30 protein-coding genes are annotated in these 26,786 nt (G+C 62.5%); 15 read left to right on the top strand and 15 right to left on the bottom strand.

Features of this window, described 5'->3' with window-relative positions; all coding sequences use genetic code 11:
• The first annotated feature begins 267 nt into the window (after nt 1–267).
• The 7 genes from AB3147_RS04090 (at nt 268) to AB3147_RS04060 (ending at nt 7,954) form a co-directional block, all read left to right on the top strand.
• Nucleotides 268–1,185, top strand: coding sequence for a KfrB domain-containing protein (locus tag AB3147_RS04090; protein ID WP_152383444.1), 918 nt, complete (start codon nt 268–270; stop codon nt 1,183–1,185).
• 43 nt (nt 1,186–1,228) lie between these two features.
• Nucleotides 1,229–1,657 carry a hypothetical protein gene (locus tag AB3147_RS04085; protein WP_152383443.1) on the top strand — a complete coding sequence of 143 codons (429 nt, stop codon included), beginning with the start codon at nt 1,229–1,231 and terminating at the stop codon, nt 1,655–1,657.
• Between the two features lie 9 nt (nt 1,658–1,666).
• Nucleotides 1,667–2,374: a StbB family protein gene (stbB, locus tag AB3147_RS04080; RefSeq protein ID WP_152383442.1), complete on the top strand. Its 708-nt coding sequence runs from the start codon at nt 1,667–1,669 to the stop codon at nt 2,372–2,374.
• 8 nt (nt 2,375–2,382) lie between these two features.
• Entirely contained in the window at nt 2,383–2,790 is a 408-nt protein-coding gene (locus AB3147_RS04075) for a hypothetical protein (protein WP_175157252.1), read from the top strand.
• A 62-nt stretch (nt 2,791–2,852) separates the two neighbouring features.
• Complete coding sequence (locus tag AB3147_RS04070) at nt 2,853–4,481, top strand: type IV secretion system DNA-binding domain-containing protein (protein WP_152383440.1); 1,629 nt, start codon at nt 2,853–2,855, stop codon at nt 4,479–4,481.
• Between the two features lie 54 nt (nt 4,482–4,535).
• Nucleotides 4,536–7,379 (top strand): MobF family relaxase, encoded by a 2,844-nt coding sequence (gene mobF, locus AB3147_RS04065; protein WP_152383439.1) that lies wholly within the window; start codon nt 4,536–4,538, stop codon nt 7,377–7,379.
• Nucleotides 7,380–7,387: 8 nt separating this feature from the next.
• Nucleotides 7,388–7,954: a hypothetical protein gene (locus AB3147_RS04060; RefSeq protein ID WP_152383438.1), complete on the top strand. Its 567-nt coding sequence runs from the start codon at nt 7,388–7,390 to the stop codon at nt 7,952–7,954.
• A 321-nt stretch (nt 7,955–8,275) separates the two neighbouring features.
• On the opposite strand, the gene AB3147_RS04055 is transcribed toward AB3147_RS04060, so the two are convergent.
• Together AB3147_RS04055 and AB3147_RS04050 are read right to left on the bottom strand one after the other, a co-directional pair.
• A complete protein-coding gene (locus AB3147_RS04055; protein ID WP_227741372.1) occupies nt 8,276–8,695 on the bottom strand; it encodes a GNAT family N-acetyltransferase in 420 nt (139 codons plus the stop codon).
• Between the two features lie 286 nt (nt 8,696–8,981).
• Entirely contained in the window at nt 8,982–9,764 is a 783-nt protein-coding gene (locus AB3147_RS04050; RefSeq protein WP_026382209.1) for a DeoR/GlpR family DNA-binding transcription regulator, read from the bottom strand.
• A gap of 140 nt (nt 9,765–9,904) precedes the next feature.
• Between AB3147_RS04050 and AB3147_RS04045 the strand changes: the two genes are divergently transcribed.
• The 6 genes from AB3147_RS04045 to AB3147_RS04020 are packed head-to-tail and all read left to right on the top strand — an operon-like array spanning nt 9,905 to nt 15,543.
• The gene (locus AB3147_RS04045; protein WP_051428994.1) at nt 9,905–10,603 is read left to right on the top strand and encodes an HAD family hydrolase; all 699 of its coding nucleotides are present in this window, start codon (nt 9,905–9,907) and stop codon (nt 10,601–10,603) included.
• Entirely contained in the window at nt 10,596–11,732 is a 1,137-nt protein-coding gene (locus AB3147_RS04040; protein ID WP_026382208.1) for an ABC transporter ATP-binding protein, read from the top strand. Before AB3147_RS04045 ends, AB3147_RS04040 begins: the two co-directional genes overlap by 8 nt.
• Before the next feature lie 8 nt (nt 11,733–11,740).
• Nucleotides 11,741–12,610, top strand: a complete 870-nt coding sequence (locus tag AB3147_RS04035; protein ID WP_026382207.1) for a carbohydrate ABC transporter permease — start codon at nt 11,741–11,743, stop codon at nt 12,608–12,610.
• The gene (locus tag AB3147_RS04030; protein WP_026382206.1) at nt 12,610–13,452 is read left to right on the top strand and encodes a carbohydrate ABC transporter permease; all 843 of its coding nucleotides are present in this window, start codon (nt 12,610–12,612) and stop codon (nt 13,450–13,452) included. The genes AB3147_RS04035 and AB3147_RS04030 overlap by 1 nt, the downstream gene beginning before the upstream one ends.
• A 10-nt stretch (nt 13,453–13,462) precedes the next feature.
• A complete protein-coding gene (locus AB3147_RS04025; protein WP_026382205.1) occupies nt 13,463–14,722 on the top strand; it encodes an ABC transporter substrate-binding protein in 1,260 nt (419 codons plus the stop codon).
• Between the two features lie 8 nt (nt 14,723–14,730).
• Nucleotides 14,731–15,543, top strand: coding sequence for a phosphodiesterase (locus AB3147_RS04020; protein WP_035199189.1), 813 nt, complete (start codon nt 14,731–14,733; stop codon nt 15,541–15,543).
• 1,191 nt (nt 15,544–16,734) lie between these two features.
• Here the strand turns inward: AB3147_RS04020 and AB3147_RS04015 are convergent.
• The 7 genes from AB3147_RS04015 to AB3147_RS28280 all read right to left on the bottom strand — a co-directional run bounded on the left by AB3147_RS04015 (nt 16,735) and on the right by AB3147_RS28280 (nt 21,465).
• Entirely contained in the window at nt 16,735–17,025 is a 291-nt protein-coding gene (locus AB3147_RS04015) for a HigA family addiction module antitoxin (protein ID WP_152385420.1), read from the bottom strand.
• Nucleotides 17,026–17,027: 2 nt separating this feature from the next.
• Nucleotides 17,028–17,378 carry an XRE family transcriptional regulator gene (locus AB3147_RS04010; protein WP_152383427.1) on the bottom strand — a complete coding sequence of 117 codons (351 nt, stop codon included), beginning with the start codon at nt 17,376–17,378 and terminating at the stop codon, nt 17,028–17,030.
• Nucleotides 17,371–17,736 (bottom strand): type II toxin-antitoxin system RelE/ParE family toxin, encoded by a 366-nt coding sequence (locus AB3147_RS04005; protein WP_338617929.1) that lies wholly within the window; start codon nt 17,734–17,736, stop codon nt 17,371–17,373. Before AB3147_RS04005 ends, AB3147_RS04010 begins: the two co-directional genes overlap by 8 nt.
• Nucleotides 17,737–17,898: 162 nt before the next feature.
• Nucleotides 17,899–19,884, bottom strand: coding sequence for a ParB/RepB/Spo0J family partition protein (locus AB3147_RS04000; RefSeq protein ID WP_152383425.1), 1,986 nt, complete (start codon nt 19,882–19,884; stop codon nt 17,899–17,901).
• Nucleotides 19,885–19,909: 25 nt separating this feature from the next.
• Nucleotides 19,910–20,059 carry a hypothetical protein gene (locus AB3147_RS03995; RefSeq protein WP_175157253.1) on the bottom strand — a complete coding sequence of 50 codons (150 nt, stop codon included), beginning with the start codon at nt 20,057–20,059 and terminating at the stop codon, nt 19,910–19,912.
• Nucleotides 20,060–20,127: 68 nt separating this feature from the next.
• The gene (locus tag AB3147_RS03990) at nt 20,128–20,619 is read right to left on the bottom strand and encodes a thioredoxin domain-containing protein (RefSeq protein ID WP_152383424.1); all 492 of its coding nucleotides are present in this window, start codon (nt 20,617–20,619) and stop codon (nt 20,128–20,130) included.
• Nucleotides 20,620–21,147: 528 nt separating this feature from the next.
• A complete protein-coding gene (locus tag AB3147_RS28280) occupies nt 21,148–21,465 on the bottom strand; it encodes a ClpX C4-type zinc finger protein (RefSeq protein ID WP_152383423.1) in 318 nt (105 codons plus the stop codon).
• Between the two features lie 150 nt (nt 21,466–21,615).
• Here AB3147_RS28280 and AB3147_RS03980 point away from each other — a divergent pair, with 150 nt between their 5' ends.
• Complete coding sequence (locus tag AB3147_RS03980; protein WP_175157254.1) at nt 21,616–21,834, top strand: hypothetical protein; 219 nt, start codon at nt 21,616–21,618, stop codon at nt 21,832–21,834.
• 36 nt (nt 21,835–21,870) lie between these two features.
• On the opposite strand, the gene AB3147_RS03975 is transcribed toward AB3147_RS03980, so the two are convergent.
• The 6 genes from AB3147_RS03975 to radC all read right to left on the bottom strand — a co-directional run bounded on the left by AB3147_RS03975 (nt 21,871) and on the right by radC (nt 25,618).
• Nucleotides 21,871–22,059, bottom strand: a complete 189-nt coding sequence (locus AB3147_RS03975; protein ID WP_152383421.1) for a DUF6900 domain-containing protein — start codon at nt 22,057–22,059, stop codon at nt 21,871–21,873.
• Nucleotides 22,060–22,070: 11 nt separating this feature from the next.
• On the bottom strand, nt 22,071–22,322 hold the full coding sequence (locus AB3147_RS03970) for a hypothetical protein (RefSeq protein WP_152383420.1): 252 nt from the start codon (nt 22,320–22,322) through the stop codon (nt 22,071–22,073).
• Nucleotides 22,319–22,966 carry a DNA methyltransferase gene (locus tag AB3147_RS03965; protein WP_152383419.1) on the bottom strand — a complete coding sequence of 216 codons (648 nt, stop codon included), beginning with the start codon at nt 22,964–22,966 and terminating at the stop codon, nt 22,319–22,321. The genes AB3147_RS03970 and AB3147_RS03965 overlap by 4 nt, the downstream gene beginning before the upstream one ends.
• 300 nt (nt 22,967–23,266) lie before the next feature.
• Nucleotides 23,267–24,166, bottom strand: coding sequence for an N-6 DNA methylase (locus AB3147_RS03960; protein ID WP_338617926.1), 900 nt, complete (start codon nt 24,164–24,166; stop codon nt 23,267–23,269).
• Nucleotides 24,167–24,474: 308 nt separating this feature from the next.
• Nucleotides 24,475–24,885, bottom strand: a complete 411-nt coding sequence (locus tag AB3147_RS03955) for an antirestriction protein (protein WP_152383417.1) — start codon at nt 24,883–24,885, stop codon at nt 24,475–24,477.
• 205 nt (nt 24,886–25,090) lie between these two features.
• Entirely contained in the window at nt 25,091–25,618 is a 528-nt protein-coding gene (radC, locus tag AB3147_RS03950) for a RadC family protein (RefSeq protein ID WP_152383416.1), read from the bottom strand.
• A 255-nt stretch (nt 25,619–25,873) separates the two neighbouring features.
• Between radC and AB3147_RS03945 the strand changes: the two genes are divergently transcribed.
• Complete coding sequence (locus AB3147_RS03945; protein ID WP_152383415.1) at nt 25,874–26,536, top strand: SOS response-associated peptidase; 663 nt, start codon at nt 25,874–25,876, stop codon at nt 26,534–26,536.
• The last annotated feature ends 250 nt before the right edge of the window (nt 26,537–26,786 follow it).

The following is a 26,786-nucleotide window of genomic DNA, read 5'->3' as shown; positions in this document are numbered from 1 at the left end:
CCTTCCCGGCGGGCATCCCGCCGGGTGGGGATCGGAAGGCCCCAAAAGCGCGGGGGCTGCTGCCCCCCTGGCCGGCCGCCTAGCGGCGTCCGCGCTTCCGACCCCCCGGGGAACCGCAACGGTTCCCCCGCGCCCGCCCACGGGCGCGGCTCCCCCTCCTTCAACCCCGGTTCTGCAGCACGAGGGGCGCCACCGCTCACGTCAACTCAACCGCACGCCGGTGCTCAGCCTGGAGCGCTACGCACCTTCACCTCACGAGGAAATCTCATGAAAATCTCCGACCTGAAAGCCAAATTCCAAGCGTTGTTTCGCTCCGCCCAACCCGATCGCGCGCCCGTTTCGAACGGCCCGCGAGCTCTTTCCGCCGACGGCGAACGCAAGCCGGTCGACATCTCCATCGTCAGCACCGGCGAGCGATTCGTTCACGTGCCCTCAACGCCTCAACCTGGCGAAGTCAGCCACGCAGCCGATCAGATGGACGTAGACCCCGCCGATTCCTATGAGCAACATCTCTCTGCGCTCGAGCGCGAAGCCGAAGCGAAGCTACGGCTATGGGACGGAAAGTCGGTAAGCGATATCGACGCAGGCGTTTTCGATGACTTCCGAAATCTCGAAGACCACCCGGTCATGCGAGAAACCGTGCCCACGCCGGTGGTTCGGAAAGACTTCTTAAACCCGTCGCCGCTAGACGAGAACGCGGTCGAGAAGGTCACCTTACTGGCGGTCGACACGCAAGGCCAAGCGCTTCTCAAGACACAACTATGGCACCACGTGAGCGACTTCGAACAAACCACCTACGACATCATGCCTATAGCGGAGGCCATTGATGAGCTGCAGCGACACGGCGCCAGCGAGGATTTGACGCTCGTGATTGGCGAAACTCTGTGGCGTGGTTCGACACCGGCCGAAGTGAAACCGGCTGAAGTCGGCGCGACGTATCGGGGTGCCATTCTTGATGTGCAGGGCAGCAAGGTTTATCAGCTCGTGTCGAACGGCACTGCCATCTCGCACGACGCAGGCAGGATGAGCGTACCCGATCCGCTTCGATTCGTAGGCAGAGAGGTGGACATCAGCTACCCGTGCGGCAAAGTTGGCCTGGTGCGCGAGGTGGAATCCCTCGCGCTCGAAGCCACCGCGTGGCAGAAGGCAGGTGCGGAGAAAATTTCGGCCGCCCTCGAGCGGTAACCCGGCGTCCGCGCAACTCACCGAACCTGGGAAACGCCTCTCCATGCAACAGAATCACGCCCCGCCGGCCAACAAAGGCGAGATCGTTCAGCAGCTAAACGCGTTGAATGCCACCGACCAGCGCGCGCGGTTTCGCGCGCTACTTCCGTTGATAGACCGACTCGTCAGACAGGGAGTCCCCCACGCCAAGATCGTTGAATCCCTGATCAACGCTGATTTGCCCGTGACACTTCTGTCGCTTCGAAAGGCGCTCTACCGATGGCGCAAGCGGTCCGTCGCTTTGGAGATCGACGACAACGTGCCCGACCGCCATTCCGCGCCCAGCTCCGAGGCAAGTCTGCCTTGTCCATCGCGCATCCCCGATACCCCCGCTCCTGGCGGCATTCAAAGCAAGGCCGACTTGGTTCGGCTTCGCCTAGCCTCAGATCACATTGACCTCAACGAACTGGCCGAAATCGGCCGAAGAAAATAGGCATCACCCATGAAAATCGCAACCGTCAATTATTCCGGCTCGGTCGGCAAAACCGTCACGACGAGCCACCTGCTGGCGCCCCGCATCCCGGACGCCGAAATCATCGCCGTTGAGTCGACGAACGAAAGCGCAGCCGATCTTGGGCTGGATGTCGAACAGATGCGCGGCGGGCAATTTGGCCGCCTCTTTCGCAAGTTGCTGATGGCAGAAGCCGCCATCGTCGACGTCGGCGCCTCCAACATCGAGGACTTTCTGGCCGAGCTGGTGAAGTACGACCAGGCGCATCTCGAGATCGATTACTACGTCCTGCCCGTGGTCAGTTCGGGTAAAGCGCAACGCGAGACGATCAAAACGATCCAGGCCCTCTCGGAGATGGGCGTGCCGGCCGACCGCGTGCGAGTGCTCTTCAATCGGGTCGATTCCGATGTCCGTGAGGAGTTCGCAGCTATCTTCGGCTACGCCCGCAAGTCCGGCGACTTCCAGGCCAATCCGGAAGCGGCGATTTTTGAAAACGAGGTGTTCGATCTGCTGGCCAACAAGCGCACCACGATCAAGGAAATTCTCGCCGACCCGCGCGACTACCGCCAGGAGCTGCGTCAGGCTGATCGTGACGATGCGAAGCTCGTCAGTCACCTCAGCGACATGCATGCCCTGCAGTCGCTTGCGCGTCCGGTCGATCGGCAGCTGGACAAGGCGTTTGGCGCACTCTTCCTGTAGGGGACTCTGTGACCGCCATTCAGCCCGAAAGCGCAGCCGCCTCGTCCCCCATCCCCCGAAGCAGGATGGAGCTTCTGTATCGCGACATGCTGCAGGAAAGCGCTCAACTGGTAGGGCAGATGGAGCAGCTGACAGCACGGCAGGAGGGGATCGCCCAGGCAATGCAAGCGCTGCCCTCCACTGTGCGCCAAGCAGGCATGGAGGCTGCGGTCAATGCGGGCGGCCAGGCCGCCCGCTCGCTTCTTGAGGCAAGCCGCACCCTCGCTAAGTCGACGTCCGAAGCCCGAATCGCGACTCGCGTCGCAACCCGGGCTCTGCCGACGGCCGCGTGGCGAGCTGGTCTCCTGTGCGCGGTCTGCGCGCTCATCGGCAGCGGCATCGGCGGCGCCCTTGTGGCGCTCGCGCTTTATCGGTAGCCCCTGCGGGCGCTATTTCAATGGCGCCCTAGGCGCCTTATTCCTATTCCGAAAGGACTTTCATGGCACCCGACATACGCCGGCGAATTATCAAGTTCGCCCTTCTAGTTCTTCCTCTTTGCGCTTGGCTTTTTACAGCCAAGGTGCTATCCGGCCTCCCCTTCTCCCACATCACCTGGACGGTGCTATCACACTGGGTAGTCTCCACGCCAGACTACCCCTCCCTAATCGCCGCGCCCATCATCGCCCTCATCCTGGCACTCGCACTTTCGCTCACGCTCAAGAAGTACTCAACCAAAGACGGCTTCGACGGCGCCGGGTACAAGAAGCACATTCGCGGTACCGAGGCGGTCCCTGTCAAGAAGCTGAAGAAGCTTTGCGCCGAAAACGGCCGCCAGCAGATCGATGTGGCCGGCGTCCCGATGCCCACGGGCATCGAGAATCTTCACATCCTGCTGAACGGAGCAACGGGCAGCGGCAAGTCGGTGCTATTGCGCAACCTGGTCTATTCCGCCCTGCGGCGTGGCGACCGAATTGTCGTGGTCGATCCGAACGGCGATCTCTACAGCAAATTCGGGCGGGAGAGCGACGTCCTGCTCAATCCCTATGATCAGCGGACCGAGGGTTGGTCATTCTTCAATGAGGTGCGTGCGGAGTACGACTGGAAGCGATTAGCGCTGTCTATTGTTCCGCTGGGCAAAGACGCTAACGCGGAAGAGTGGAACGGCTATGCTCGACTCCTGCTTCGTGAGGCTGCCCGCAAGCTGAACGAACTAGGAAACCCGTCCATCGAAGAGCTCTTTCGTTGGACCACGATCGCCTCCGACAAAGACCTTCGGGCCTTCCTTTCCGGCACGCTTGCCGAGTCCCTGTTTGCCGGCTCATCTGAGGCCAACAAAGCCCTGACGAGCGCACGCTTCGTGCTTTCCAAGTATCTGGCAGAACACGTCACGATGCCTGCTGGACAGTTCAGCATTCGTGACTGGATGGAGCACGGCACCGGCAGTCTCTACATCACGTGGCGCGAGGACATGAAGGAGGCGATGAAGCCTCTCATCTCCGCATTCGTTGACGTTTTCTGCTCGGCACTGCTTTCGCTGCCAGAAGATCAGGCGCGCCGGTGGTGGCTGGTCATCGATGAACTGGGGTCGATGGAGAAGATGGCCAGCTTGGAGGACTTCTTGACGAAGGGGCGCAAGAACGGTGGCCGCGCGCTTGCTGGCCTTCAATCGGTATCCCAAATGGACGACATTTTCGGAGAGAAGATGTCCCAGACGCTACGCGCAAGTTTCCGCTCGCTGGTCGTGCTCGGCGGCTCCAAGACGGACTTTGAAACAGCAGAAGTCATGTCCAAGTCGCTCGGTGAGCATGAGGTCGCGCGGCCGGAATACACCGATAGCCGAAACCCTGGAAAGACGCCGAACACGAGCGAACGCATGGTCCGCTCGACAGAACGCGTCGTTACCGCCGCGCAGGTACAAACGCTGCCTGAACTCACCGGCTGGGTTGCCTTCGCGGGCAACCGGCCGATCTCGAAGTTCGAGCTCCAGCCGGCAACCTTCGCTATTCGCAATGCGCCCTTTGTCGAAGCGAGGCGCAGCGGCGCTCAAAGTATGACCAATTCGTCTGCCAGCGGCCCTCAACCCTGGTCGCAAGTCGACCTACCCGAGGATCCGACTCTCGCGGCGTAAGCGCATCACACCAGGTCGCCGGCAGCGCCGGCGGCCGCTCGCATGGAACATCCGATGATTTCGCTCAAGACCATCCACCGGAGCGCCGCCAACAAGGCGTCGCACTACTACGCAGACCAGAAGGATGACTACTACAGCCGCGACGGTACTGCGGCGCAGTGGCAGGGAAAAGCTGCAGAGGCCCTTGGCCTCACTGGCAGCATCCAACAGGACGAGTTCCTGCGGGCGCTCCGCGGTGACTTCGGATCTGAAGTTGCACTGTCTCAATCGGTTCGGCTTGATGCCAAAGCCAGGGCCGCGCTTGACATGACGTTCTCCCCTCCAAAGAGCGTCAGTATCCAAGCGCTGGTCGGCAAGGACCCTTCTGTTGTAGCCGCACATGACGCGGCGGTCACCAAGGCGCTGGCATTCATTGAGCAGGAGCTGGTGCGGGCACGCCAAACGGAAAAGGGCGTCACCACCATGGAGCGCAGTGGGAACGCCGCGATCGCCAAGTTTCGCCACGAGACTGCCCGCCCGACGGACGGTGCGTACTCGGACCCCCAACTTCACACTCACGCGCTAGTTCTGAATATTACCCAGCGCGCGGACGGGTCCTGGACCGCGATCTCGAACGATGAGATCTACCGGCTCGTTTCGCTGGTGCAGTCAGTCTATTCGGCAGAGCTCGTCGCCGAGCTGGAACGCGCCGGGCACGCCATTCGATATGAGGGCAAGAGCTTTGAACTTGCGCACGTCTCTCGAGAACAGATCGAAGCCTATTCGAAGCGTTCTCAAGACATCAATGCCGAACTGGCTTCGGTGGGTGCAACTCGTCTTACCGCAAGTCCCAAACTCAAACAGACGATCGCGCTCAAGACGCGCAACAACAAAGCGCCGGAGCTCACTCGCGAGGAGTTGCAGCGCGACTGGGAGCGGCAGGCCAGGGATCTCGGCGTGTCATTCGAGCCGTCGAACACACCGACCGGCAAGGCGGCCGAGCGCACGCCGCAGGCTCAATCCTTGACGGCCGACGAATGCTTGAAGTGGGCAATCAAACACCACACGGAGCGCGAGTCAGTCATGGATGGCAAGGCATTGCTGAAGACAGCGCTGCGCCGATCCCACGGCACGGGCGTCAACCTGGCAGACCTCAAAGGTGCCGTCAAACGATCGTTAGATAGGGGTCACCTAATCCTTGGCACGCTGCAGTATCGCCACGCCAAGGACCGTGATGCGCCCGCAATGTATCGTTCCGAGATGGTTGACGCGTTGGTTCAAGGCGGCACTACCAAGAGGCAGGCGGAAGAACAGGTCCGCAAGTCTATTGCCCGAGGCGAATATGTCCCCACGGGCGCCCGCTACACCACGCAATCCGCGCGTGAGCGTGAAAAGCGCATTTTGCAGATTGAGCGCGAAGGCCGTGACGCCGTCGCCCCGATCCTGCAGGTGGACGCGGCGCAGGCTGCGTTGGCTGACAAAAAGCTCAAGCCTGGGCAGCTCGCGGCGGCCGGCCTGATACTAAGCACGCCGCATCGCTTTGTCGGCGTGCAGGGATTGGCCGGCACCGGCAAGTCGCACATGCTGGCGCAGGTCAAGGAGGCGGCAGAAGCGGCCGGCTATCGCGTCCAGGCGGTGGCGTCTTACGGCAAGCAGATCGAGGCGCTGCGAGAGCTGAACATGGAGGCACGTACAGTGGCCTCCGTGCTTGAAGCGCGCCAGAAGGACCGCTTCAAGTTGGACGCGAAGACGGTCCTCGTCATCGACGAAGCCGGCGTGGTTCCCGCCCGAATCATGGAGCGCCTCATGAAGATGGCCGAGGCCGACGGTGCTCGTGTGGTCATGCTCGGCGACACCGGCCAGACCAAAGCGATTGAAGCGGGCCGACCGTTTCACCAGCTGCAGGCGGCCGGCATGGAGACTTCGCTCATGGGGGACATCATCCGCCAGAAATCGCCAGAACTGAAGGCGGCGGTGGAACTCGCCGCGGCTGGCAAGGCGTCCGCATCCCTCGCCGTGTTGGACGGAAAGCTCAAAGCGGTCCATTCCATCGATGACGACGGCACCCGCTATGACGCCATCGCCTCCAAGTACGCCACGCTCGACGGGGATGAAAGGCGTGAAACGCTGATCGTCACAGGCACGAACGATTCGCGCAATGCACTGAACGAGGCAACGCACCAGGCGCTGGGCCTGTCTGGCCGTGGATTCGACTTCAATCTGCTCACCCGTCGCGACACGACCCAGGCGGAGCGACGGGTGGCGAAGTACTACGTCGCCGGCGACATCCTCCAACCGGAACGCGACTACAAGACGGGCAACCTACGCCAGACCGAGATGTACCGCGTCATCGGCGTAGCGCCAGGAAAGCCAAATGATCTGGTTGTCGAACATGTCATCACAGGAGAGCGCACGCAGTTCAATCCTGCACGCGCCGCCAAGCTTTCCGTATACGAGCCAGTCCAGGCGGAATTGTCTGCAGGCGACTGGGTGCGAGTGACACGGAACAACGCCAAGCTTGACCTTGTCAACGGTGGCCGATTCGAGGTGCTGGCGGTAACCCCCACCACCGTCACCATTGGCGGCAACGGCCGGAGGCTCACGCTGGATGCTGCCACCGGCCCCCTACACCTGGATCGCGCATATGCCACGACCAGCCATAGCGCCCAGGGCCTCACATGCGACCGCGCACTCATCAACGCGGAGAGCTTTAGCCGGACCACGCAGCGTGACGTCTATTACGTGGCTATTTCACGCGCACGTCACCATACGGAGATCTACACGAACGACGCCAGCGAGTTGGCCGGCGTCGTAGATCGGCTCGAGGAAAAGACTGCGGCCTTGGACATCGGATTGGAAGCTACCCGCCCTTGGCGTCCATACAAAGCGCCTGCCACGATGGAACACCACACCAAATAGGATTAACAATGCAATCTATTCAAACACCGTTCTTCACGCTAACCGTCAAGGGAAGCTTTGTCCACATTAAAAGTACCGGGCTGGCGGGGGCCCAGGGCGTGATCCATTTAGTCGAGAGGGACGCCTTAGAAACCTTCGACCAGCTGCTGCACGTCCGCGAGTCCTCCTACACGAACTGGGCCGAGGATCCGTACCCAGTGGAATGCGGCGCGGTGCTGCTGCGCGTCGATGACATTACTCATGCAGAGTACGGCCGCTTGCAGGTCGAGCTAGAACGGCATCCGAGCAGCGGATCGTTGGCTCTGGGTGAACCTGAGCAGGAGCAGATCCAGTTGCAAGCACTTCTGCAATTGCGGCACCAGGTCATGCACTTGTTCGAGATAACCCGACCGGACGAAGCAGCGCGGGCGTGCACTGCCGAGCGAGCACAAATACTGCTCCGCCAAGCCAAAGGCCTCACCTTTTTACCGCCGGAAGGCTATTGCTATCGCTGCGAGGAGGACGTCACTCTGGAAATTACAGACGCCACCGGCATGACCGGCTGCCCGAAGTGTCACGTTTCCTGGTGCGACTAGCATCCAGCTAAGAGCGCCGCCTATATTCTTGCGGACAAGCGATCACGTTGCGTAGTGAAAGCGAGAAATATAATCGGCCGCAGGTTTCTCGCCGTCTGATCGCCCGAACGACCGCTCACGAAGTGCGATAAACACTCAAAAGTGTTATTGCGTAAACCCGCAGCCGGCCACTCTTGGCCCGGAGTGGTCGTCGAAGACAGGCAATTTTCGACCTGAAGCCGCAAAAGGCGCACGATCACTCCCGCCCCACCGTCGCCAAGTGGGGAAGGTTCTCTCCCCATCCGGCGTGCGTTCAGCGCGTCCATTGCGCGCACTAAAAGTCTAGGCGGATTCGCCCAATGGCTTGCTCATAATGATGCTGCGATAATTAGTGTGTGCCCATTGCGCAAATTCAATCGGCCGGTAGCCGCGTGAGATGTACCAATCTTGCAAATGCGTTGCGGGTTCGGCGGTATCTAAAGCGATTTCACTGGCACCACAGTTTGCCGCCCGAGCTTCGGCGTATTTCATCAGTCTGGTCCCGAGCCCCGACCCTTGTAGAGCGGGGTCCACCCCCAGCTGATGAAGACTAGCGACATCGGGCCGATCGAGCCATGGTGTCCCTCTGGTCCGTGGCGGAGGAACGTAGAGTACGGTCCCCACCAAGTTGCCGCCCGCAACCGCCACATAACACTCCCCAGCATCCAAGCGCTGCCGCGTGACATCGTCGGACTGATCTACAGCTTTGAACTGCCATCCCATTTCACCGAGTTGGGCATATGCTCGGTGCAGTAACGAAGTGAGAGTCGAAATATCGTCGTCGGGTGTAAATAGCCGGACGTCAACAGAGGTAATATCGATTTCCACGTCTTACCTTGCAAACTTGGTTAGAAGTCTCGAATATATATCAGGTAGGCGACCGCTTCTGGCGGCTAGCCGTCCTTGTCGACCGGCCGATGGCGGCCAGAAGCGGTCGTATAACTTGCCCTTTTGAATGTCCGCTTTAACTCGCCATTGAGAGCTCGACCGGGTCCGCGCCCCTACCCGCCTAGGCGCTGATCACCACTTCCACGCCCTGGGCGCGGATCGCGGCCACGACCTCCAGGTCGGCCGCCGGATCGGTAATCAGGCGCTGCCCCTGCTGCCAGGCGGCCACGCGGAAACTGGCATGCGCGTTGAGCTTGGTGTGGTCGGCCATCACGGTGGTACGGCTCGCCGCCGCGATGAAGGCGCGGTTCATGGCGCCGTCCTCGCTGTCGCGCATGAATATGCCGGCGGCGGACACCGCGTGCACCCCGAGAAACGCCTCCCGGATCTGGATGCCCGACAGCGTGTCGTTGTCGGCGCGCTCGATAGTGGCCTGTTTGCGAGTGTCGAGCCGGCCAGCCAGCACATACACATACGCCATTCGGCTCTGCCCGGCCGCCGCGGCCACGGAAAGCCCGTTGGTGATGACGTGTAGATCCTGGTGGCCGCGCAGAGCCTGAGCCAGCGCGTGCGCAGTGGTGCCGGCGTTGATCAGGATGCTGTCGCCATCGGAGATGTACTGCGCCGCGCACTCCGCGATCGCGGCCTTCTCGGCCGACTGCTGATTGTGCCGCTCGGCATAGCTGTACATCTCATAGCGCGCATTGCCCTCGGCCAGCACCTCGTGCAAGGCCACCGCGCCGCCATGGGTCCGTGCCAGCATGCCTTTGTCGCCCAGTTCGAGCAGATCGCGCCGGATGGTGATGGGCGAGGTCGAAAAGGCCTGCGCCAGATCGCGCACGGTCACGGCGTTGGTTTCTTGCATACGCGCGAGGATGCGCTGCTGACGTTCGGCTTTGAGCATATTTGATCGTTATCGGGCCGGGGCCGCCACCCTATCACACAGAGATTTCTGGAGCCTTAAAAAATGAAATGATCGATATTGATCTTTTATAAACGAATTTGTTCATATCTGCGTCACATTCGATCAATAAAGTAGCGGACATGACAACTTTCACCCCCTATCCAGCGATCGTTTTTGATCTCGACGGCACGCTGCTCGATACTTGGCCCAGCCTGCTGGCGGCCGTGCGCGCCGTGGCCCCGGCCTCGGCCCCCAGTCTCGATCCGACCGCGCTGCGTCTGGCGTTGAGCCAGGGCGTCGGCCCAATGTTCAAACGCGCCGCCGCGCAACTGGCCGGCCCTGAAGACGGGGCGCGTCCCGCGCTGTTCGCGGCAATGTCGCGCCACTATCTCGATCACACGCTGGTGACGGCCACGCCCTACGCCGGCACCGGCGCACTGCTGGCCGGCCTGCGGGCGGCCGGCCATACGCTGGCCGTGTGCACCAACCGCGACCGCGCCTCCACCCTGACCCTGCTGGCGCACCACGAATGGCGCGCGCACTTCAGCCACGTCCATTGTCTCGACGACGGTCTGCCGCCCAAGCCCGATGGCGCGCCGCTGCTGGCCACACTCGAACGTGTCGGCCATCCCTCCGGACGGGCCCTGTTCGTGGGGGACTCGCAGGTCGACGCGCGCTGCGCACAGGCCGCCCGCGTGGATTTCGCCGCCCATCGCGGTGGCTACCATGCCCGGCCCGGTGACCTTGCCCCCGCCGTATTCACCTATGACCATGCCGGCGACCTGAAGCACTGGATCGCGTCGCACCCCACCCGCGTCCTGGAGACAGAAGATGACTGACCTCGTCCTTGACCAGATCAGCAAGTCCTATGGCAGCACGACAGTGCTCGACCGTCTCTCGCTCACCATCCACGATGGCGAGTTCCTGACCCTGCTGGGCGCCTCGGGCTGTGGCAAGTCCACGCTGCTCAAGCTGCTGGCCGGACTGGAGATGCCCGACAGCGGCACCCTGCGCAAGGGCGACACCGACATCCTGGCGCAGTCGCCCAGCGAACGCGACTGCGCCATGGTGTTCCAGTCGTACGCGCTCTATCCACACATGAGCGTGGGCGACAACATCTGCACCCCGCTCTATATGCGCTCACTCAACTTCGCCCAGCGCCTGCCCGGTGCGCGCTGGCTCATCCCCGGTACGCGCCGCCGTGTGCGCGACGCGCAGGACCAGGGCCGCCAGGTGGCCGGTATCCTGGGCATCGACCATCTATGGACACGTAAGCCAGCCCAGCTCTCTGGCGGCCAGCGCCAGCGCGTGGCGTTGGCACGCGCGATGGTGCGCCGACCCTCGCTATTCCTGTTCGACGAACCACTCTCCAATCTCGATGCGAACCTGCGCCAGTCGCTACGCAGCGAAATCCGCCAGTTGCACGACCAGCTCGGCGTGACCTTCGTCTATGTCACGCACGATCAGCACGAGGCCATGTCCATGTCGGATCGCGTGGCGGTGATGAAGGGTGGCCACATTCTGCAGTTGGGCACGCCGCAGGAGATCTACCACGCGCCTCAACACGCAGACGTCGCCGCATTCGTGGGCGCGCCGCGCATCAACTTCCTGACCGTGGGCCACGACGGCGCCGGCCGCGCTGCGCTGCAGGAACAGGCCATCGAGCCACACTTCCCCACGCGCAGCACCCGAATGGCATTCCGTCCACACGCCGCCACGCTCGCGCCCATGCGCGATGCCCTGGTGGTAAGCGGCACGGTGCAGTTGGTGGAATTCACCGGGGCCGACTGCATGGTTACGCTGCAGACTGCAGGGGCGGAGAAGGTCGTCGTGGTGCTGCCCGCCAGCAACCGCATCCACACCGGCGAGGTGCTGCGCGTGTACGTGCCACTGACGGCCTGGCATGCGTTCGATGCCGACGGCCACAGTCTCGCTGACGGCCAGCGCGCGCTGTCGCTGGCCGCCTAGGAGCCGGGATGCGCATCAAGCCTTTGCAACTAACGCTGCTACTCGGGCCAAGCCTGGTGTTGACCCTGCTGCTGCTGGTGCTGCCGCTGGTGGTGGTAGCGCTCATGTCGCTCACCGACTGGCAGTTCGGCGCGGCCAGCTGGAACTGGATCGGCCTGGGCAATTACGCCGATCTGTGGAACGACACCACGTTCCGCAAGAGCTTCGCCAACACCGTGTACTACCTCATGGTGGTGTCGCTTGGCTCGATCGCAATCGGCCTGGCCGTGGCGCTCCTAATCGAGTCGCATGATTCCTGGCGCGGCTTCTACCGCACCGCGTTCTTCATGCCGGTGGCCTCGACACTGATCGCGATGGCGGTGGTGTGGCAGTTCCTGATGCACCCCTCGGTGGGCTTTCTCAACCACGTGCTGGGCTGGTTCGGCGCCGAGCCGCGCAACTGGCTCAAAGACTACGACCTGGCCCTGCCGGCGCTGGCGGCCATCGGCATCTGGCAGATGTCGGGCCTGGCGCTGGTGATGTTCCTGGCCGGTCTGAAAAGCATCCCGGCCGAACTGCGCCACGCCAGCCTGCTCGACGGCATGCGCCATCCGCTCGACCGCCTGCTGCGGCTCACTCTGCCGATGCTCGGCCCAACCATGCTGTTCGTTGTCACGGTGTGCGGTATCCGTTCGCTGCAGGTGTTCGATACGGTACACGCGCTGACCCAGGGCGGCCCCAACAAATCCACGGAGGTGCTGCTGCACACCATCTACGCCGAGGGCTTCGGTTTCTTCCGCATGGGCTATGCGGCGGCCATGGTGGTGGTGTTCGTCGGCTGCATCTTCGTGCTCACGCTGGTGCAGCAGGCCAGCATGGAAAAACGGACACTCCACTGATGAAAAATCCCATGCAACCCGGGCTGCCCTGGCGCGTGCTGCGTCACACACTGCTACTGGCCGGCGCCGCGGTCTATCTGCTGCCCTTCGTCTGGATGCTGTCGACATCGCTGAAACCGGCCGACGAGATCTTCCGCGACGGCTTCCACCTGTTGCCGCGGCAGTGGGCCGCGGTCGACAACTACACCCGCGCGCTGACCCAGGTGCCACTGCTGCGCTATCTGTGGAACGGCATCGTGGTGTGCGGCGGGATCCTGATCCTGCAGATCATCGTGTCGCTGCCGGCCGCCTATTGCTTTGCCAAGCTCAAATTCCGTGGAAAGCGCCTGGCCTGGGGTCTGGTGCTGCTATCGCTGATGATTCCATTCCAGGCCACCGCGATCCCGCTCTACATCCTGCTTTATCACGCCGGCCTGCTCGACACCACCGCAGCGTTAATTCTGCCGTTCATCGCCTCAGCCTTCGGCATCTTCCTGATGCGCCAGTTCTTTATAGGCGTACCCGACGACCTGATCCATGCTGCGCGGCTGGACGGCATGGGCGAGTTCGAATTGGTGTGGCGCGTGATGATGCCTGCGGCTATGCCCGCGCTCATCGCCTTCTCGATTTTCTCCGTGGTGTGGCATTGGAACGACTACTTCTGGCCGCTGCTGGTAATCAACACCACCGATCTGGCCACCCCGCCGCTGGGCACCATGTTCTTCAAGAACGAGGAAGCCGGCACGGATTTCGGCCCCCTAATGGCAGGCACGGTGATCATCACCCTGCCCTTGCTCTTGTTCTTTCTGTCGGCGCAGAAGCGCTTCATCGAGGGCGTTACCCTCACCGGTGTCAAAGGTTAAAGGAACCTCCATGCAATTCAAACTGCTGTTCGGCCTGCTGGCCGGCGTCGCCCTGATCGGCAATGCCGCCCAGGCCGCCAAGATAGAACTGATCGTCGACTACCCCTATCCCGACATGTTCAACACGGTGCACGAGGAAATCGCCAAGCGCTTCACGGAGAAGTTTCCCGACTACACCGTGAAGTTCCGCGCGCCCACGCCCGAATACGAGGCCGCCGCGCAACAGGCGCTGCGGCATGCCGTCACGCGCCAACTGGCCGACGTGTCGTACCAGGGCCTGAACCGCCAACGCGTGTTCGTCGACCGCAACATCGCGGTCGATCTCACGCCCTTCATCCAGGCCGAGAAGGATTGGGATAAGAGCGGGTATAGCCCTGCGCTGATGTCGCTCGGCCAAGTCAATGGCAAGCAGGTGGGTATCGGCTTCTCGCTCTCGACCCCGATCGTCTACTACAACATGGACCTGCTGGAGCGCGCCGGCGTGAAGGCCGACGCGCTGCCCAAAACCTGGGACGACATCCTCGCCGCCGCCGACAAGTCGCGCGCCGCCAACGCCGGCACCAATGGCCTGCACTACGACTGGGAAATCACCGGCAACTGGCTCTGGCAGGCCATGGTGTTCTCGAAGGGCGGCAGCATGCTCGACGCGAGCGAAGCCAAGGTGGCCTTCGATGACCAGACCGGCCGCGAGTCGATCGAGCAGATGGGCCGCATGGTCGAGCACGGCACCATGCAGAACTTAAAATACAAGGACGCCGCCCAGCTGTTTGTGACCGGCAAGCTCGCTGTGCTGTCATCGTCCACGTCACGCTTGTCGACCATCGAGAAGCAGATCGGCGGCAAGTTCAAGATGGTGACGGGGTTCTTCCCGACCTATGGGGATAACGCTCGCGTGCCGGCCGGTGGCAACGTGGCCATGATGTTTGCTAAAGACCCGGCGCACCAGAAGGCTGCCTGGGAATACATCAAGTTCGCCACCGGCCCCGAAGGGGCCACCATCATGACCAAGGGCACCGGCTATTTCCCCGCCAACACCCTGCCGATTGACGACCCCGCCAAGCTCAAGGGCTATTACGACGCCAATCCGAACCAATACACTGCCGTTCGCCAGCTGCCGTGGCTGACCGGCTGGTATGCGTTCCCGGGCGAAAACGGCCTGAAGATCACTGACGTGATCAATGATCATCTGCAGACCGTGTTCGACAAGTCCACCAAGCCCGACGCCGCGCTGGACGCCATGACGCGCGATGTGCAGAAGCTGCTGAACTGAGCGCCGCGATGAAATTCATCCATCTCACCGACACCCACCTGATCGCCGACGCTGGCGATCTGTATGGCACCAATCCCAAGCAGCGGCTGCAGCAGGCGGTAGCTCACATTCTGGCTCACCAGCCCGACGCCCAGGCCGTGACCATCACCGGCGACCTGACCCATTACGGCCACACCGGCGCGTATGAACACTTGCGCGAATGCCTGGCGCCGCTCACCATGCCGGTGTTCCCGATCCTGGGCAACCATGATCATCGCCAAATCTTCCAGAAGTACTTCCCGCACGTCGGGCGCGACCCCGAGGGTTTTGTGCAGTATGCGGTGGACTTCGGCGATCACCTGGCGGTGTTCCTCGACACCAACGAGCCGGGCGTGCACTGGGGCGTTTTCTGCGAGCGTCGCGCAGCCTGGTTGCGCGAGCAACTGGAGGGGACGGCCAAGCCGGTGCTGCTGTTCATGCACCATCCATTCTTCCCGATCGGCATCCGCAGCATGGACTTCCTCTCGCTGCGTGACACCGGGCCGTTCATGGCCGCCATCGCCGGCTTCGAAGCACGTATCCAGCAGGTGTTTTTCGGCCACATCCACCGCCCGATCTGCGGTGTCTTTCGAGGCATCGGCTACTCGACGCTGCGTGGCACTAACCATCAGGTCGCGCTCGATCTGCACGGCGACGAGAGCCAGATCATCGGTGTACATGAGCAGCCGCAATACGGCGTGGTGCTTCTGGCGTCCGATCAAGTGCTGATCCACACCGAAGACTATCTCGACTGCGAAATGCGCTACAGGCTGCACGAGATGCGCGACGGGGAGCAGAGCTGACTGCAGCCCCGACCGCGGCGGCCGGCCCCGAGCGAGCCGCCGCTTCAGCGCTGCAGAGGCCGGCCTTTCCGCAGGTCAATACCCAGGAGCGCCGTCCGCTTTTTGGGTGGAGCCTGGTCCCACAGGGACCACATACCCGAACATCGGAGACACAATGCGAACGTTACCCCGTTTGACCGTGCGCCTCGGTTCCCCGCCGAGCACCTCCTCCGACATGAGGGCGCACCTGCTCAGTGTCGCACCGTCCTCACCCTGACGCGGCCTGAGGAAGCGAGCCGGACGTCGCCTTCCGACCGTCGCGGTGCCGCTTCGCCTCGTTTTCAGTCTGCACTTGTTCTCCAAGATCATTCACCTTTCGAGGGGATGCGCAATGACATGTCCAAGCAGCCACTCCGCTGGGACTGACCACTAACCCCTTGAAAGCTGCCGTTAGACGGCGCCGACCCAAAGGGCTGCAACGGGTCGTCATCGGCCAGTCGACAAGGGCCGCTCGCGGTTCCCGGTCGGAAACTGCCCTTAGGACAGATCCGACACCACAGGCATGACCGCCTGCCCGAAATGTCACGTTTCCTCGCGCGACTAGGTTCGGACAATCGGCCGACTGGCAGCGGCCCTGAACCACGGTCAAGCGCAAGAAATGACACAGCACAAGTCGATTTCATGTTGCGATTGTCGCCTGGGGCGTACTTTGTCTCACTGTTGTCCCACTGTGGTCTCATGTGTGTCTCATAGATGTCTCACACATGTCCCATAGTTGTCTCACACGTGTCTGACACCTGTCTCATAGTTGTCTCATCACCCAGCGCCCGACGACGAGAATGTCAAGAATCGGCGGAATGTATACGGCTGCATTCCGGGCAAACCCGCTGCCCGCGTGGCCTCTGGCGCTTTAGCGCGGTTTGTTGTAGGACAAAAGAAAACAATTCTGCGCGAGGAAAGCCCCAAAAAATCAAAGAGATAACCGCACCCGGAGGGTGCGTAGTGTGTGGTGGCTTTAAGGGACCCGCCGCCGCCCTGGCGGCGGGGGCCTTAAGGGCACCTGTGGGCGTCCGGGGGACGCTCACGAAGTCCGAAGGACGGCCCCGCCGGCGCAGCCGGTGGGACTGGACGCCCCAATCCAAGACGCCGTTCATCCAAAGCAAAAGGGCCGCCCCTAGGGCGGCCCTCTTGCTTTGGCGGGTGTCGCGGTGGTTAGTGAACGTCAGCCACGGAGGCCAAAGGCCGGACTGGCGGCTGCTCATGCTGAAGTGCTTGCCAAAGGTCATAGTTGGCCTGCATCGCAATCCACGCCTGGGCAGTACTTGCCCCGGCCCGTTCCAGCCGGACCGCGAGGTCGGGACTGATCCCAGCCTTGCAGTTGAGCACCCGAGACAGCGCGACCCTGGACATGGCCAGCCGGTCAGCCGCTTCGGTGACGGACAGCCCCAGGGGGGCAATGACATCCTCCCGGAGAATCTCGCCGGGATGCGGCGGGCAGTGCATTGTCACGACCTAGCTTCCCCTAGGTCTGCTCCCGCCACCTTGCCCGACAGGTCGGAAAAGTTGCTGATCCGCACTGCACCGTCCGGGAACCGGGCAACCACATCCAGTTGGCCACCCATGGCCTCGATGTGGCTGCGCAGCGTCGAAATGTACATGTCCGTCCGCTTTTCCATCTTGGCGATGGACGGCTGTTGCACGTGCAAGATCTCGGCCAGGACCTTTTGCGACAGACCACGGGCCTGACGCAATTCCTGTAGCGGCATGTCCCGAAGCATCTCTTCCGTAGCGGCTTTGGCGCGAAGCTGAGATTCCGGCGACATGGCCGCCCGGAGTGCTGCAAATTTCTTAGCCATTGATCTGCCCTTCCTTTCGCAATTGTTCCAAATGATCGTCGTAAAGCTTGTCCGCTCGCGGCACGAACTCTTCATACCAGCGGCCATTCCCCGTTTTGTCGCCGCCGATCAGCAAAATGGCGGTCCTCCTGGGGTCAAAGGCGTACAGGGTACGCAAGGGATGCCCACCCGCCTGAGTTCTAAGCTCGCGCATGTGTTCGTGCCTGGAGCCGTTAATTCCACTCGAATGTGGAAAGCCCAACGACGTGCCCCGTTCCTCCAGCAGGCCGACCGTGGCGGCCACCGATTCCTGTTCGCTGACCGACAAGCTGTTCCACCAGTCTTCGAACTCATCCGTGAACTCAACTTCCCAAACCATCGATTCCCCGCCTAAGCTGTTTTAAAGATTATAGCCTGCACGGAATATTCCATCAAGGGAATATTCCGAAGGTTTCCCGGTGCGGGCGACCGAGGGACCGCAATGTCCGTCGGCTCGCCTCCTCAGCCAGGGACCGCGCAGCGACCCCGGCGCACATGCTCTTTAGTCCTCCATTTCTCCCATCGGGTGTTCCACGGCCATTGCGGCCTGAAGGGGTTGGACGCGCATCAGTTCAGGCACCCAGCCCTTCCCTTCCAGCAATTGCTCCGCTGCTGCGGCGGCCTGCGCCTTCTTCATCGCAAGCAGCGGCTTCGCCTGCTCGGCATCGACTGCATCTGTGACCACTGCCGCGATTCGGTCCTTGGACACATGGGCAAGGTAGGACTGCGCGGTCGGCTTCCACCACTTGCTCATGTCGAGATCAACAAGGCCCGATAAACGGTCTAGGTGCTTGGTTTCCGCGCCGTGCGCATTGCTGCGGCGGCGGTAGATCGTCAGACTCGTCAGCACGGCCAGCATGTCGAGAACATCGGCCTGGGACTGGTTCAGGAGCCAGGGCAGGACGGCGCTTTCATCTTCCGGCACGTCCTTCGTGACCGACCCAATCATTTCCTGCACGGCGGTCCAGGCCGCGCAGTCCTTGATATCGGGGTCCGTGTTCGCCAATTCATGTTGGGCCGACCGTGCCGAGAAATCGAACGTATCGCCGCTGGCGCTGCGCCGGTTCCAGTCCATATCGCCCAGCATCTGCTCCACCAGCAGGCACAGAGCCAATTGCGGGCGCATCATGACTTCGTATTGCAAGGCAATCACTCTTTGGGCTTGCAGACGATTTGTCAGGGCTTCGGAATGCACCGGGCGCGTCTTTACCGGGGGCAAGTCCACGCCCGTCACCGTCTGGCCCTCTGCGTCGTTGCTGCGCGTGGCCTGCGCCACGGCGTCGCGCTCGTCCTGGCGAATCAAACCGCGCGTGACGGTCAAGTCGCCATGGTAGTCCAGGTGCACAATCGCTCCGCACAGGGCTTTCAGGTCGGCCGGGTAGTCGTAAAGCTCGGCCCGGATTTCACGAAGCTGCCCTTCATAGCCGCGAATCAGGCCGCGAACCTTGTCCAGGTCGGCCGCGTCCTGGCCTTCGGCCTCTTGCAATTCAGCCAGCTTTGTCCGCGCCGCTTCCGTCTTCTTTTGCAGTCCGTCGATCTGCTTGGCCTGGGCCTTGCTGGGCTCCTGAAGGACGCGCTGAATCTCGCCGAAAGACTTTTTGTCGGCGTACTCGAAAGACACGCGGCATTCCACCCACAACCAGCCTTCTGCCTGCACCGCCTTGAACAGCTTGGATCGCTGCATCTTGGCATCGGCCATGCTGCGCACCTTCTCCGGGTCGGTCAGATAGGCGTCGTTTTCGAAAAGGTCGCGGCGAACCTCGCCGCCCGCCTTCTCGTATGCGGCGACGGTCACGTACCGCGCCACGGGCGAATCGCCGCGCATTTCGGTTTCGGCCAGCAACTGGCGAATGTGGTCATCGCGGTTCCAGTATTGGCCCGCCGATGCCTTCCATGCCGCCTCCTGGCGAGCATGGTCAGAGACGGATGCCAGCGCCTGCATTTCGTCCATCTTGATTTTGCCGTCGCGGAACAACTGCATGAGCGTGGGCGACACGCTGCCCAGCGCCAGCAGCTTCTTGACCGCCGATTCGGACGCGCCATGCGCGGCGGCGATGGCCGCAACCGTCCAGTTTTCGGCACGCAAGCGCGCATATCCCGCGTACACATCTGCCGGGTGCATCGCCTTGCGCCCGATGTTTTCGATCAGGCTGGCGTGGTGCGCGTGAGCGGCCGGAATGACAAGGCAAGGGACCGGGCAGTCGGCGGGAAAAACGCCGTCCGCGATCAGCAGGCCCAGGGCCGTCCAGCGCCGTCCGCCCGCGCACACTTCATAGGAACCGTCCGGCGCTGCGACCACAACGAGGTTTTGCAGCAATCCGCCCATCGCCAGGATGGTGGCTTTCAGTTCCAGAATCTCGGCGTCCTGCTTCCGGTCTTCCAGGCCACGGGCCTGATACGCCTCACTCAGGCGCAGTTGCGAATGCGGGATTTCTGTGCGCGTTGCGGCGGCGTGGACGGCGGCGAGTTCGTTGGAATCGAGTTTCATCAAAATGCTCCGGGTCGATATCAAATCAGTGCAGTTGCGCGGGGAATTCGGGCGCGTCGAGCGCGGCGATGAGGGCGGTAAGCTGGCGCATGGTCATCGCGGGAATGCGAAAGCCCAGGCCCAGCAAGTGGGCGCGGCGCATGTCGTTCGCCAATCTGATAAAGTCGTGGTTCATCACGAATCTCCTAGTCCGAGGTTGCGGGTGATGGCCCTTGTCGGTTGCCGCCGACAGGGGCCTTTTACTTAGTAGCCAAGCCAGTTCAGCAGGTCGCGCCCGCGATACAGCGGCTGGTCGCCATGTTCGGCAAAGAATTCTTGGGCGTTCGCTTGGTGGTCGCGCAGTTCCAGCACCACTTGAAACCGGGTCAACACGGCTTCGTCGGCCGTTTCCCTGTCGCGCAAACCGTCCGCGTCGACCACGCCGGTATCCATCAGGTCGGCCAACAGTTCGATGAGGTCGGGGCGATGGCCGGTCCAGGCGAGCAACTCGTTTTCAATCGCGGCGGTCACGACGGGCGCGAAATCAAAGCCTTTACGAGCCAGGGCGGGCGCATAGTCCATCGCGCTGCGCTCGGCGTACTGAAGGCCGCGCTGCGCCAGGGCCGCTTTAGTCAAGGCGCATTCAGCGCCACCCAGCACCGTGTAAATCACGATAGGCATATCAGTCGTGTCCTGTTCGCCAGCCGATCCTGAAGAAGTCGTCCGAGCGTAGGTTTGTTGGATTTGGTTGTTCATGGTCTTTCCCTCCGCGTTATTCGCATCCGTTCCTGTGAGGCCTGTCCGTGCCGTCCGTGGCCACGTAGTGACGACTGGAAAGGGCCGGAGCAGAGGCCGCACGCGGAGCGCAGCCAAAGGCGAGCACCGAACGGGTGAGCACCGGACCCTTGGAGGGAGGAGCGCAGTGGTACGGTCGGCGTTTTAGGACGGGGCTCGCGGGAATGGATGCATTGCGAGAGACAGGGCGGCGACACCAAAGCCAGGCGCGCGCCGAGCGCCCCTACCCGCGCGCAGCGCGGGTCAAGCTGGCCGCAAGGCGGCCCGCAAGCGATAGCGCGCAGCGCCGGCAGGCGCGAAGGCGTGAGCCGACCGAAGGGAGGGACGGCTGGAAGCCCCACCGGGGGTGAGACTGGCGGGGTTGGCCAGGCTCAACGCGAAGCGCGAGAGCCCGACCCGCAGCCGAAGGCGTAGGGGCACGCCCAGGGGTGAACACTCCGTCCGAAAACGGCCCGCGCCGACGTCCTGACCGGTCTGGCCTTGTGCGTTTCAGCGCTGCGAATCTGTCGAAGGCGAGATGTTCAGCAGATCCATGGCCTTATTTGCCCGATCCGTCGCCTGGCCGATGACTTCATGCTGTCGAACGATGTAGTCGAACAGCGCTTTCGGACGATCTTTGAGCTCTACCAACGACTCATCGTTGATGATCCCAATGCACATTTCAATGCACTCGTCGCAGATCGTGACCTGATCGTTGTCACCTCGGGCAACGAGCTTTCGCACCTCATATTGGGACTTATCGCAGAACGAGCAATGCAACTCTGGCGCCTGCTTTTTGGTACGGCGTCTCTTTTTTGGCTCATCCATGTCGGAACGGTGCGTGGGTCACGAAGGCCCGCAATCTAGCACGAGCTGTGACACGGCGGATGCGTGTTTTTCCTAGTAGCGCAACACTAGCGCAGTGGCATTCTTAACTCGTGAAAAAAAACCGCGAATAGGCTGACAACAGGAGGAACAATGGAGGGCACCATGGTGGTAAATGGGGTCAGGGCTGCGTACTCGATGACGCCGACCGACGACGGCGCCGGGATTGTGGCCAGCATCCGATACGGGCAGCGGGGGCCGTGGGAAGGTGTAGGCCCGCCCGGCACTTTTTTCGCCACCGCCGCCGAAGCGCGCGCTGCCATTCGCAGCCAGATTGCCGCCAATATGACGCGTGTGCTCGGACTAATGTGAAGTGCAGCGCCGGCCGGCAGGCCGGCGCCGCTTTTCTCATTTTCGGCGATAGTGGTCCACCATGCCGGCCAAGTACGCGGCCTCCAGCGCCTCGCGCAACTGGCCTACGAACAGTTCGTGATAGACGAGCTGGGCGCGTCCTCGGCAATCCAGCGTCTCCAGGTTCAAAACGCGGCGCGCGATGTCCGCAATGGCGGCGCGAGCCGCCATGGAAAGTTCTACCATGGCCCCTGGGCTCACTCCGGGTCCAGCGCGGCCAGCACTCGGCGGGCCAATTCATTGAGGTCGATTTCCGACCGGGCAATCGCTTGCACTTCATCGAGCGGCAGTGATTCGATAATTCGCGCCATGCGCCGCTCGTTCTCGCGGGCGGCCAGCGCCGGCCAGGCGCTGTATCTGGCGATCGCCGCCAGGCCGTCCAAGTCGTGTTTTCCGTAGCCCTGCAAGAATGCGACCAGGCCACCCGTAATTGCGTCGTCCCGGCTCATGCTGCGATCCTCTCTTGGCGGGCGAGCTGCAAGCGCTGCGTTGCGGCTGCGTGGTACTTCGGATCCATTTCGATGCCGTAGAAGCGCCGGCCGACCTGGCGGGCGGCCACGCACGTCGAACCCGAGCCGGCGAACGGATCCAGCACAATGTCCCGCGGGCGGCTGAAAGATTCGATCAGCGGCGCCAGGCATTCGACGGGCTTTTGCGTCGGATGGTGGCGGTTGCCGCTGTACTTCCAACGCATGACGTCTGGCAAGGGCTCGGCCGGGAGCGCCGGCTGCCCCTTGGCCAGCAAGTAGGCCGACTCGTGCTGATACGCGAGAAATCGCGCTTTGGATTGATATTGCTTCGCAAAGACCAGGTGGCCGACGACGCGAAAGCCGGCGGCGCGCCAGGCGGCAAAGAATCGGTCCACGCGGTTCCAGCCGTAGAACGAAATGCAGAAGGCGTCATCGCGAAGGACGCGGAACATCTGTGCGAACGCCGGCGCCAGCCATTCGTCGGTACGATCGTTGGCGATGCTCCGGCCTGAGCGGTCCACGTAGTTGACGAGGTATGGCGGATCGGTCAGGACCAGATCGACGCAGCGATCAGGCAAGGTGGGGAGAACGGACAGGCAATCGCCCAGGACAACACGACTCATGGTTGGCTCCTTGCGTGCAGCAATGTCAGCCGATCTGCATTGCACTGCACGGGGCAGGCGGGCGCAGCCCACGAAAGCGCGGTCAAGGGACGTGGAATAAATAGCGAACGCAGTGAGCGGTTTATGCCGCGAAAGCCCTTGAAGATGGGGCCGCGGCTACAAAGCCGCGCGCAGCGGCCCTAGCGTCCGTGTGTGAGTGGGATGCGACTGTATGCTCCGTGCAGTGCTTGCGGTTCTCCATATGCCGAAGATGGCGCGTCGCCGGCGCGCCAAGCCCCGTGAGGGGCCATTGCAACCTCGCTAGAAGAGCGACATCTGGCCAGCGGCAGCGGCTTGGCGGATGGCCTTCGGAATGGCCTGCAGCGGCGCATCGATCTCGGCCGATGAACTGTCGGCCGCAACCTGGTCGACATGGTGATCTGGCACGGCCGCCGGCGCCTGCAGGAGCGCTCGAGCGCCCTCCTCCGCTTCGCGACGGCGAAGACGCGCGCCCCAGCCGCCCAGGATGTGTGCGGGCGTAAACCATTGCTCTCGGCACTCACCCGTAAGGCCGTTGCCATGAATCACCACGGCCGGCACGTGCAAGAGCACCAGCTGGATGAACGTCATATGCACGCAGCGCTGATCGATGTCGATTGCAGTGGCGTGCATGCACTGCTGATAGTTCAGCTGCGCATCATGCATTGCGTGCGCAGCCGCGATCAACATGCCGCCAGCGCCGCAGGCTGGTTCCAGTACGCGCACGAACCCCTGTGCCCCCGTCTTGTCGATGAGATCCTGGCCGTTGCCCATAATCATGTTGCCCATCAGGCGCGACACCTCGTACGGCGTGAAGAACTGGCCGGTGCCGGCGTTGCCCATGTCCAGCATCATGAACGTGCTGCCCAGCACGTCGCCAAAGTCTGCTGCTTGAACCCGGACCTCGTAGGCCATGACCAGGTGCGAGAACGCTTGCACCAGCAAGTCCAGCTCGGCCCGCTCGTACTGAGCGATTACCTGCTGGTAGCGCTGCTCGCGCGCCTCGCGCTGCGCGAGATCGGCACGGGCCAATGCGATCGCGCAGATCTCCACCCAGTCGCTCCACACGCGGTCGATCCCACGCGTGTGCGCGACCTGCCGAATGAGGCTGACGATTTCCTTCTGGTGGGCGTCCGCGTTGTTCAGGAAACGGCGTTGTTGTGCATTTGAGGTTTTGGCCATGTACTCTCTCCGGTTGCCAGGGCGGGAATGCCCGGAACTTGAGAGGCACGGCGCAGCGCAGCGCTCAAGTGTCGAAGACGGCCAGCGGCCGCCAGCGGCTCGGGCGTAGCCCGGGCCGCGCCGCACTTGAACGCGAGAACGACGTGGCACCCTGACCGGGAAAGCAGACCCGCCACCCCGTATGGCTTTCCACGGTCCACCTTCAAAGCGCAGCCGTTCCTCTGCAGCGTCACTTAGCAGGGACTGAGCCACGATGGCCTGATGGCGGCCAGAAGAAGAAAGGCCCGCCGAAGCGGGCCGGGATGGCGTTAATCGATCGCCGCGAAGATGGCGTTCGCCTCGGCCTGTTCGCCGGCGAAGTCGCGCAGGGCGTGGTACTTCTCTGCCAGGTCATCGCTACGGTATTGGCTGCACAGTTCGCAGAGGGCGTACAGCGTGGCCACGATGCCGGCGGCGTCTGCCGACATCGTCCGGTCGCACCAGTTCATCGGCCAGACGATGTGAAGCGTCTCGTAGTCGGCGGGGGCCATGTAGAAGCCGTTCGGGATCTCGTAGTAGTGCCAGAAGCCGCCGCTGTATTCCTGCGACAGGCGATCCAACCAGTTGTAGACGCTGATCTCTCCGCGCAGCATCAGGCGACTTCCGAACGCCTTGGGAAGAAAGTTCATGCGTTCGCCATCGGGAACCAGGCGTGCGACGGAAAGAGTGGCTTGGGTCATTTCGTGCTCCTCAGAAGTAGGGCCCGGCCGGGTGGCGGGACGGGAGCACTGGCGCCCTGCGGAACAAGCGCCGGGGGCAAGGGGCCGTGGAATATAAAGCGAGCGCAGCGAGCGGCTATATGCCGCGAAAGCCCCTTGCGCCCGGTGCGCGCAGGGCAAAGATGCGCCCAAGGCCTGACACCAGCGCCAGGCCCGGCGCCGCAGGTCAGGGCATGATGCCCTTCTCTGCGAACGAGACGATCCTGCTGCCGGCCACAACCAAGTGATCGAGTACGGTGGTGCCGACCAATGCGAGTGCATCCTTGAGCTGACGCGTCATGCTGATGTCGGCCGCGCTCGGCTCTGCGTGACCGCTCGGATGGTTGTGCGCCAAGATCACGCTCGCCGCGTTATGCGCCAGCGCAGCTTTGACGATCTCGCGCGGATATACAGGAGTGGTGCTCAACGTCCCCCGGAACGGTTCTTCATATGCGATCAGTTCCGCGCGCGGGTTCAGGTACAGGATGCCGAACACTTCGTGCTCAAGACTCGGGTTCAACCGCAGCTGCAGGAACTCGCGCACGAGCTTGGGCGAATCCATGAGCTGGCCGCGCTGGATCTCCTGCAGGACGACCTCGCGTGCCGCGGCGAGGATCTCCTTTGGCGCCGCAAGGCGCACCTCGCCAGCGGAATCCTGCACGAAGAGCGCGCCGGCGGCGTGATCGATGGTGTTGAACGCGATGGAATACTGCATTGCTGGATCTCCAGTGCCGGGCGGGATTGCCCGGCGATCCTGGGATACGCTGCAGCGGAGCGGTCAAGTGGCCCGCCGGCCCCTGGCCGCAAGCGGCGCCGGCACCGTCGGCGTTGCGCAGCACTTGACGGCGAGAACAGCGTGTCACAATCGCCAAAGACGCAAGACCGCCCTCTCTCCTCCAGTGTTGACCTCCTGCCGCACACCCCGCGCGCGCCTATACTGGCCAGACATCTGCATTCACAGAGGTGGTCGATGTGCGGTCGTATTGTTCAGAAATCAGGTCCGCTGGACTACGTTGAGCTGATCTTTACCAACCAGAGCCAGATCTTCGCGGACCCGACGGGGCCGCGCTTCAACATACCTCCGGGCACGCGCCCGCTCACTTTGCATCGCCTGGCTGAAGGCACCGAGGCCATGGGCAGACTGCCCTGGGGTTACAAGCGTCCAGACTCCAAACACTTCATGAGTAACGCAAAGCTGGAGACCATTCTGAAGAACGGATGGCCCTGGCGCTTTCTCATCGGAGCTGGCCGCATCCTGGTGCCTGCAGACGGCTGGTACGAGTGGCCGATGCTCGCGGACGGCGCGAAGCAACCCCACTATATTCACGGTGATGGCCCGCTCTACTTCGCCGCGTTGACGGCCTGGTCGCCCGGCGCGCCGCTCGATGCCGCTCATGGCTTTGCGATCGTGACCAACGATACGAAGGGTGGAATGGTGGACATCCACGCGAGGCGTCCGGTGGCATTGCCGCCCGCGATCGCGCAGCGCTGGGCCGATCCAGCAATCTCGGCCGCCGAAGCCCGCGATCTGCTCCACGAAGGTGTACCCGAGGACGCCTTCACCTGGCATCCCGTTCGGCAGGAAGTCGGCAACTCGAAGTATCAGCTGCCGGACGCCATTGAACCAATCTGATGGTCAAGACCGCGGCTGGTGGTCAAACAGGGCGAGCGCGGCTTCAAACGATGCGCGCATGCCGACCAGCCGCCCCGAGTCCCCTCGGCTGTGCCATAGCTCGTGCTGATAACGGCCGTCGACCCAAACGCGGCAAATGGTCCACCCACGCGGTCCTGCCCAGTAGTAGTCATCCATACGCCGCCAATCTTCGGGATCGCTCATGGCCGTGGCCCAGTGTTGCCGCTGGGAAATAGGGCGCTATGGCGCG

This window comes from Achromobacter animicus (genome assembly GCF_040775605.1).
In the GTDB taxonomy this organism is placed as follows: Bacteria; Pseudomonadota; Gammaproteobacteria; order Burkholderiales; family Burkholderiaceae_B; genus Achromobacter; species Achromobacter animicus.
This window is presented reverse-complemented; position numbering and strand designations above follow the sequence as displayed.

Bases quoted from the DNA above. Each gene is read 5' to 3' on its own strand.
- AB3147_RS04085 (WP_152383443.1), top strand. From the start codon at position 1,229: ATGCAACAGAATCACGCCCCGCCGGCCAACAAAGGCGAGATCGTTCAG.
- AB3147_RS03995 (WP_175157253.1), bottom strand. From the start codon at position 20,059: ATGAACCACGACTTTATCAGATTGGCGAACGACATGCGCCGCGCCCAC.
- AB3147_RS03960 (WP_338617926.1), bottom strand. From the start codon at position 24,166: ATGGCCAAAACCTCAAATGCACAACAACGCCGTTTCCTGAACAACGCG.
- AB3147_RS04030 (WP_026382206.1), top strand. From the start codon at position 12,610: ATGAAAAATCCCATGCAACCCGGGCTGCCCTGGCGCGTGCTGCGTCAC.
- AB3147_RS04035 (WP_026382207.1), top strand. From the start codon at position 11,741: ATGCGCATCAAGCCTTTGCAACTAACGCTGCTACTCGGGCCAAGCCTG.
- AB3147_RS03955 (WP_152383417.1), bottom strand. From the start codon at position 24,885: ATGACCCAAGCCACTCTTTCCGTCGCACGCCTGGTTCCCGATGGCGAA.
- AB3147_RS03980 (WP_175157254.1), top strand. From the start codon at position 21,616: ATGGAGGGCACCATGGTGGTAAATGGGGTCAGGGCTGCGTACTCGATG.
- AB3147_RS04010 (WP_152383427.1), bottom strand. From the start codon at position 17,378: ATGGCTAAGAAATTTGCAGCACTCCGGGCGGCCATGTCGCCGGAATCT.
- AB3147_RS03990 (WP_152383424.1), bottom strand. From the start codon at position 20,619: ATGAACAACCAAATCCAACAAACCTACGCTCGGACGACTTCTTCAGGA.
- AB3147_RS04060 (WP_152383438.1), top strand. From the start codon at position 7,388: ATGCAATCTATTCAAACACCGTTCTTCACGCTAACCGTCAAGGGAAGC.
- AB3147_RS28280 (WP_152383423.1), bottom strand. From the start codon at position 21,465: ATGGATGAGCCAAAAAAGAGACGCCGTACCAAAAAGCAGGCGCCAGAG.
- AB3147_RS04070 (WP_152383440.1), top strand. From the start codon at position 2,853: ATGGCACCCGACATACGCCGGCGAATTATCAAGTTCGCCCTTCTAGTT.
- stbB (WP_152383442.1), top strand. From the start codon at position 1,667: ATGAAAATCGCAACCGTCAATTATTCCGGCTCGGTCGGCAAAACCGTC.
- AB3147_RS04025 (WP_026382205.1), top strand. From the start codon at position 13,463: ATGCAATTCAAACTGCTGTTCGGCCTGCTGGCCGGCGTCGCCCTGATC.
- radC (WP_152383416.1), bottom strand. From the start codon at position 25,618: ATGCAGTATTCCATCGCGTTCAACACCATCGATCACGCCGCCGGCGCG.
- AB3147_RS04055 (WP_227741372.1), bottom strand. From the start codon at position 8,695: ATGGGATGGCAGTTCAAAGCTGTAGATCAGTCCGACGATGTCACGCGG.
- AB3147_RS04020 (WP_035199189.1), top strand. From the start codon at position 14,731: ATGAAATTCATCCATCTCACCGACACCCACCTGATCGCCGACGCTGGC.
- AB3147_RS04050 (WP_026382209.1), bottom strand. From the start codon at position 9,764: ATGCTCAAAGCCGAACGTCAGCAGCGCATCCTCGCGCGTATGCAAGAA.
- AB3147_RS04005 (WP_338617929.1), bottom strand. From the start codon at position 17,736: ATGGTTTGGGAAGTTGAGTTCACGGATGAGTTCGAAGACTGGTGGAAC.
- mobF (WP_152383439.1), top strand. From the start codon at position 4,536: ATGATTTCGCTCAAGACCATCCACCGGAGCGCCGCCAACAAGGCGTCG.
- AB3147_RS04000 (WP_152383425.1), bottom strand. From the start codon at position 19,884: ATGAAACTCGATTCCAACGAACTCGCCGCCGTCCACGCCGCCGCAACG.
- AB3147_RS03965 (WP_152383419.1), bottom strand. From the start codon at position 22,966: ATGAGTCGTGTTGTCCTGGGCGATTGCCTGTCCGTTCTCCCCACCTTG.
- AB3147_RS04090 (WP_152383444.1), top strand. From the start codon at position 268: ATGAAAATCTCCGACCTGAAAGCCAAATTCCAAGCGTTGTTTCGCTCC.
- AB3147_RS04040 (WP_026382208.1), top strand. From the start codon at position 10,596: ATGACTGACCTCGTCCTTGACCAGATCAGCAAGTCCTATGGCAGCACG.
- AB3147_RS03945 (WP_152383415.1), top strand. From the start codon at position 25,874: ATGTGCGGTCGTATTGTTCAGAAATCAGGTCCGCTGGACTACGTTGAG.
- AB3147_RS04045 (WP_051428994.1), top strand. From the start codon at position 9,905: ATGACAACTTTCACCCCCTATCCAGCGATCGTTTTTGATCTCGACGGC.
- AB3147_RS03975 (WP_152383421.1), bottom strand. From the start codon at position 22,059: ATGGTAGAACTTTCCATGGCGGCTCGCGCCGCCATTGCGGACATCGCG.
- AB3147_RS03970 (WP_152383420.1), bottom strand. From the start codon at position 22,322: ATGAGCCGGGACGACGCAATTACGGGTGGCCTGGTCGCATTCTTGCAG.
- AB3147_RS04015 (WP_152385420.1), bottom strand. From the start codon at position 17,025: ATGCACTGCCCGCCGCATCCCGGCGAGATTCTCCGGGAGGATGTCATT.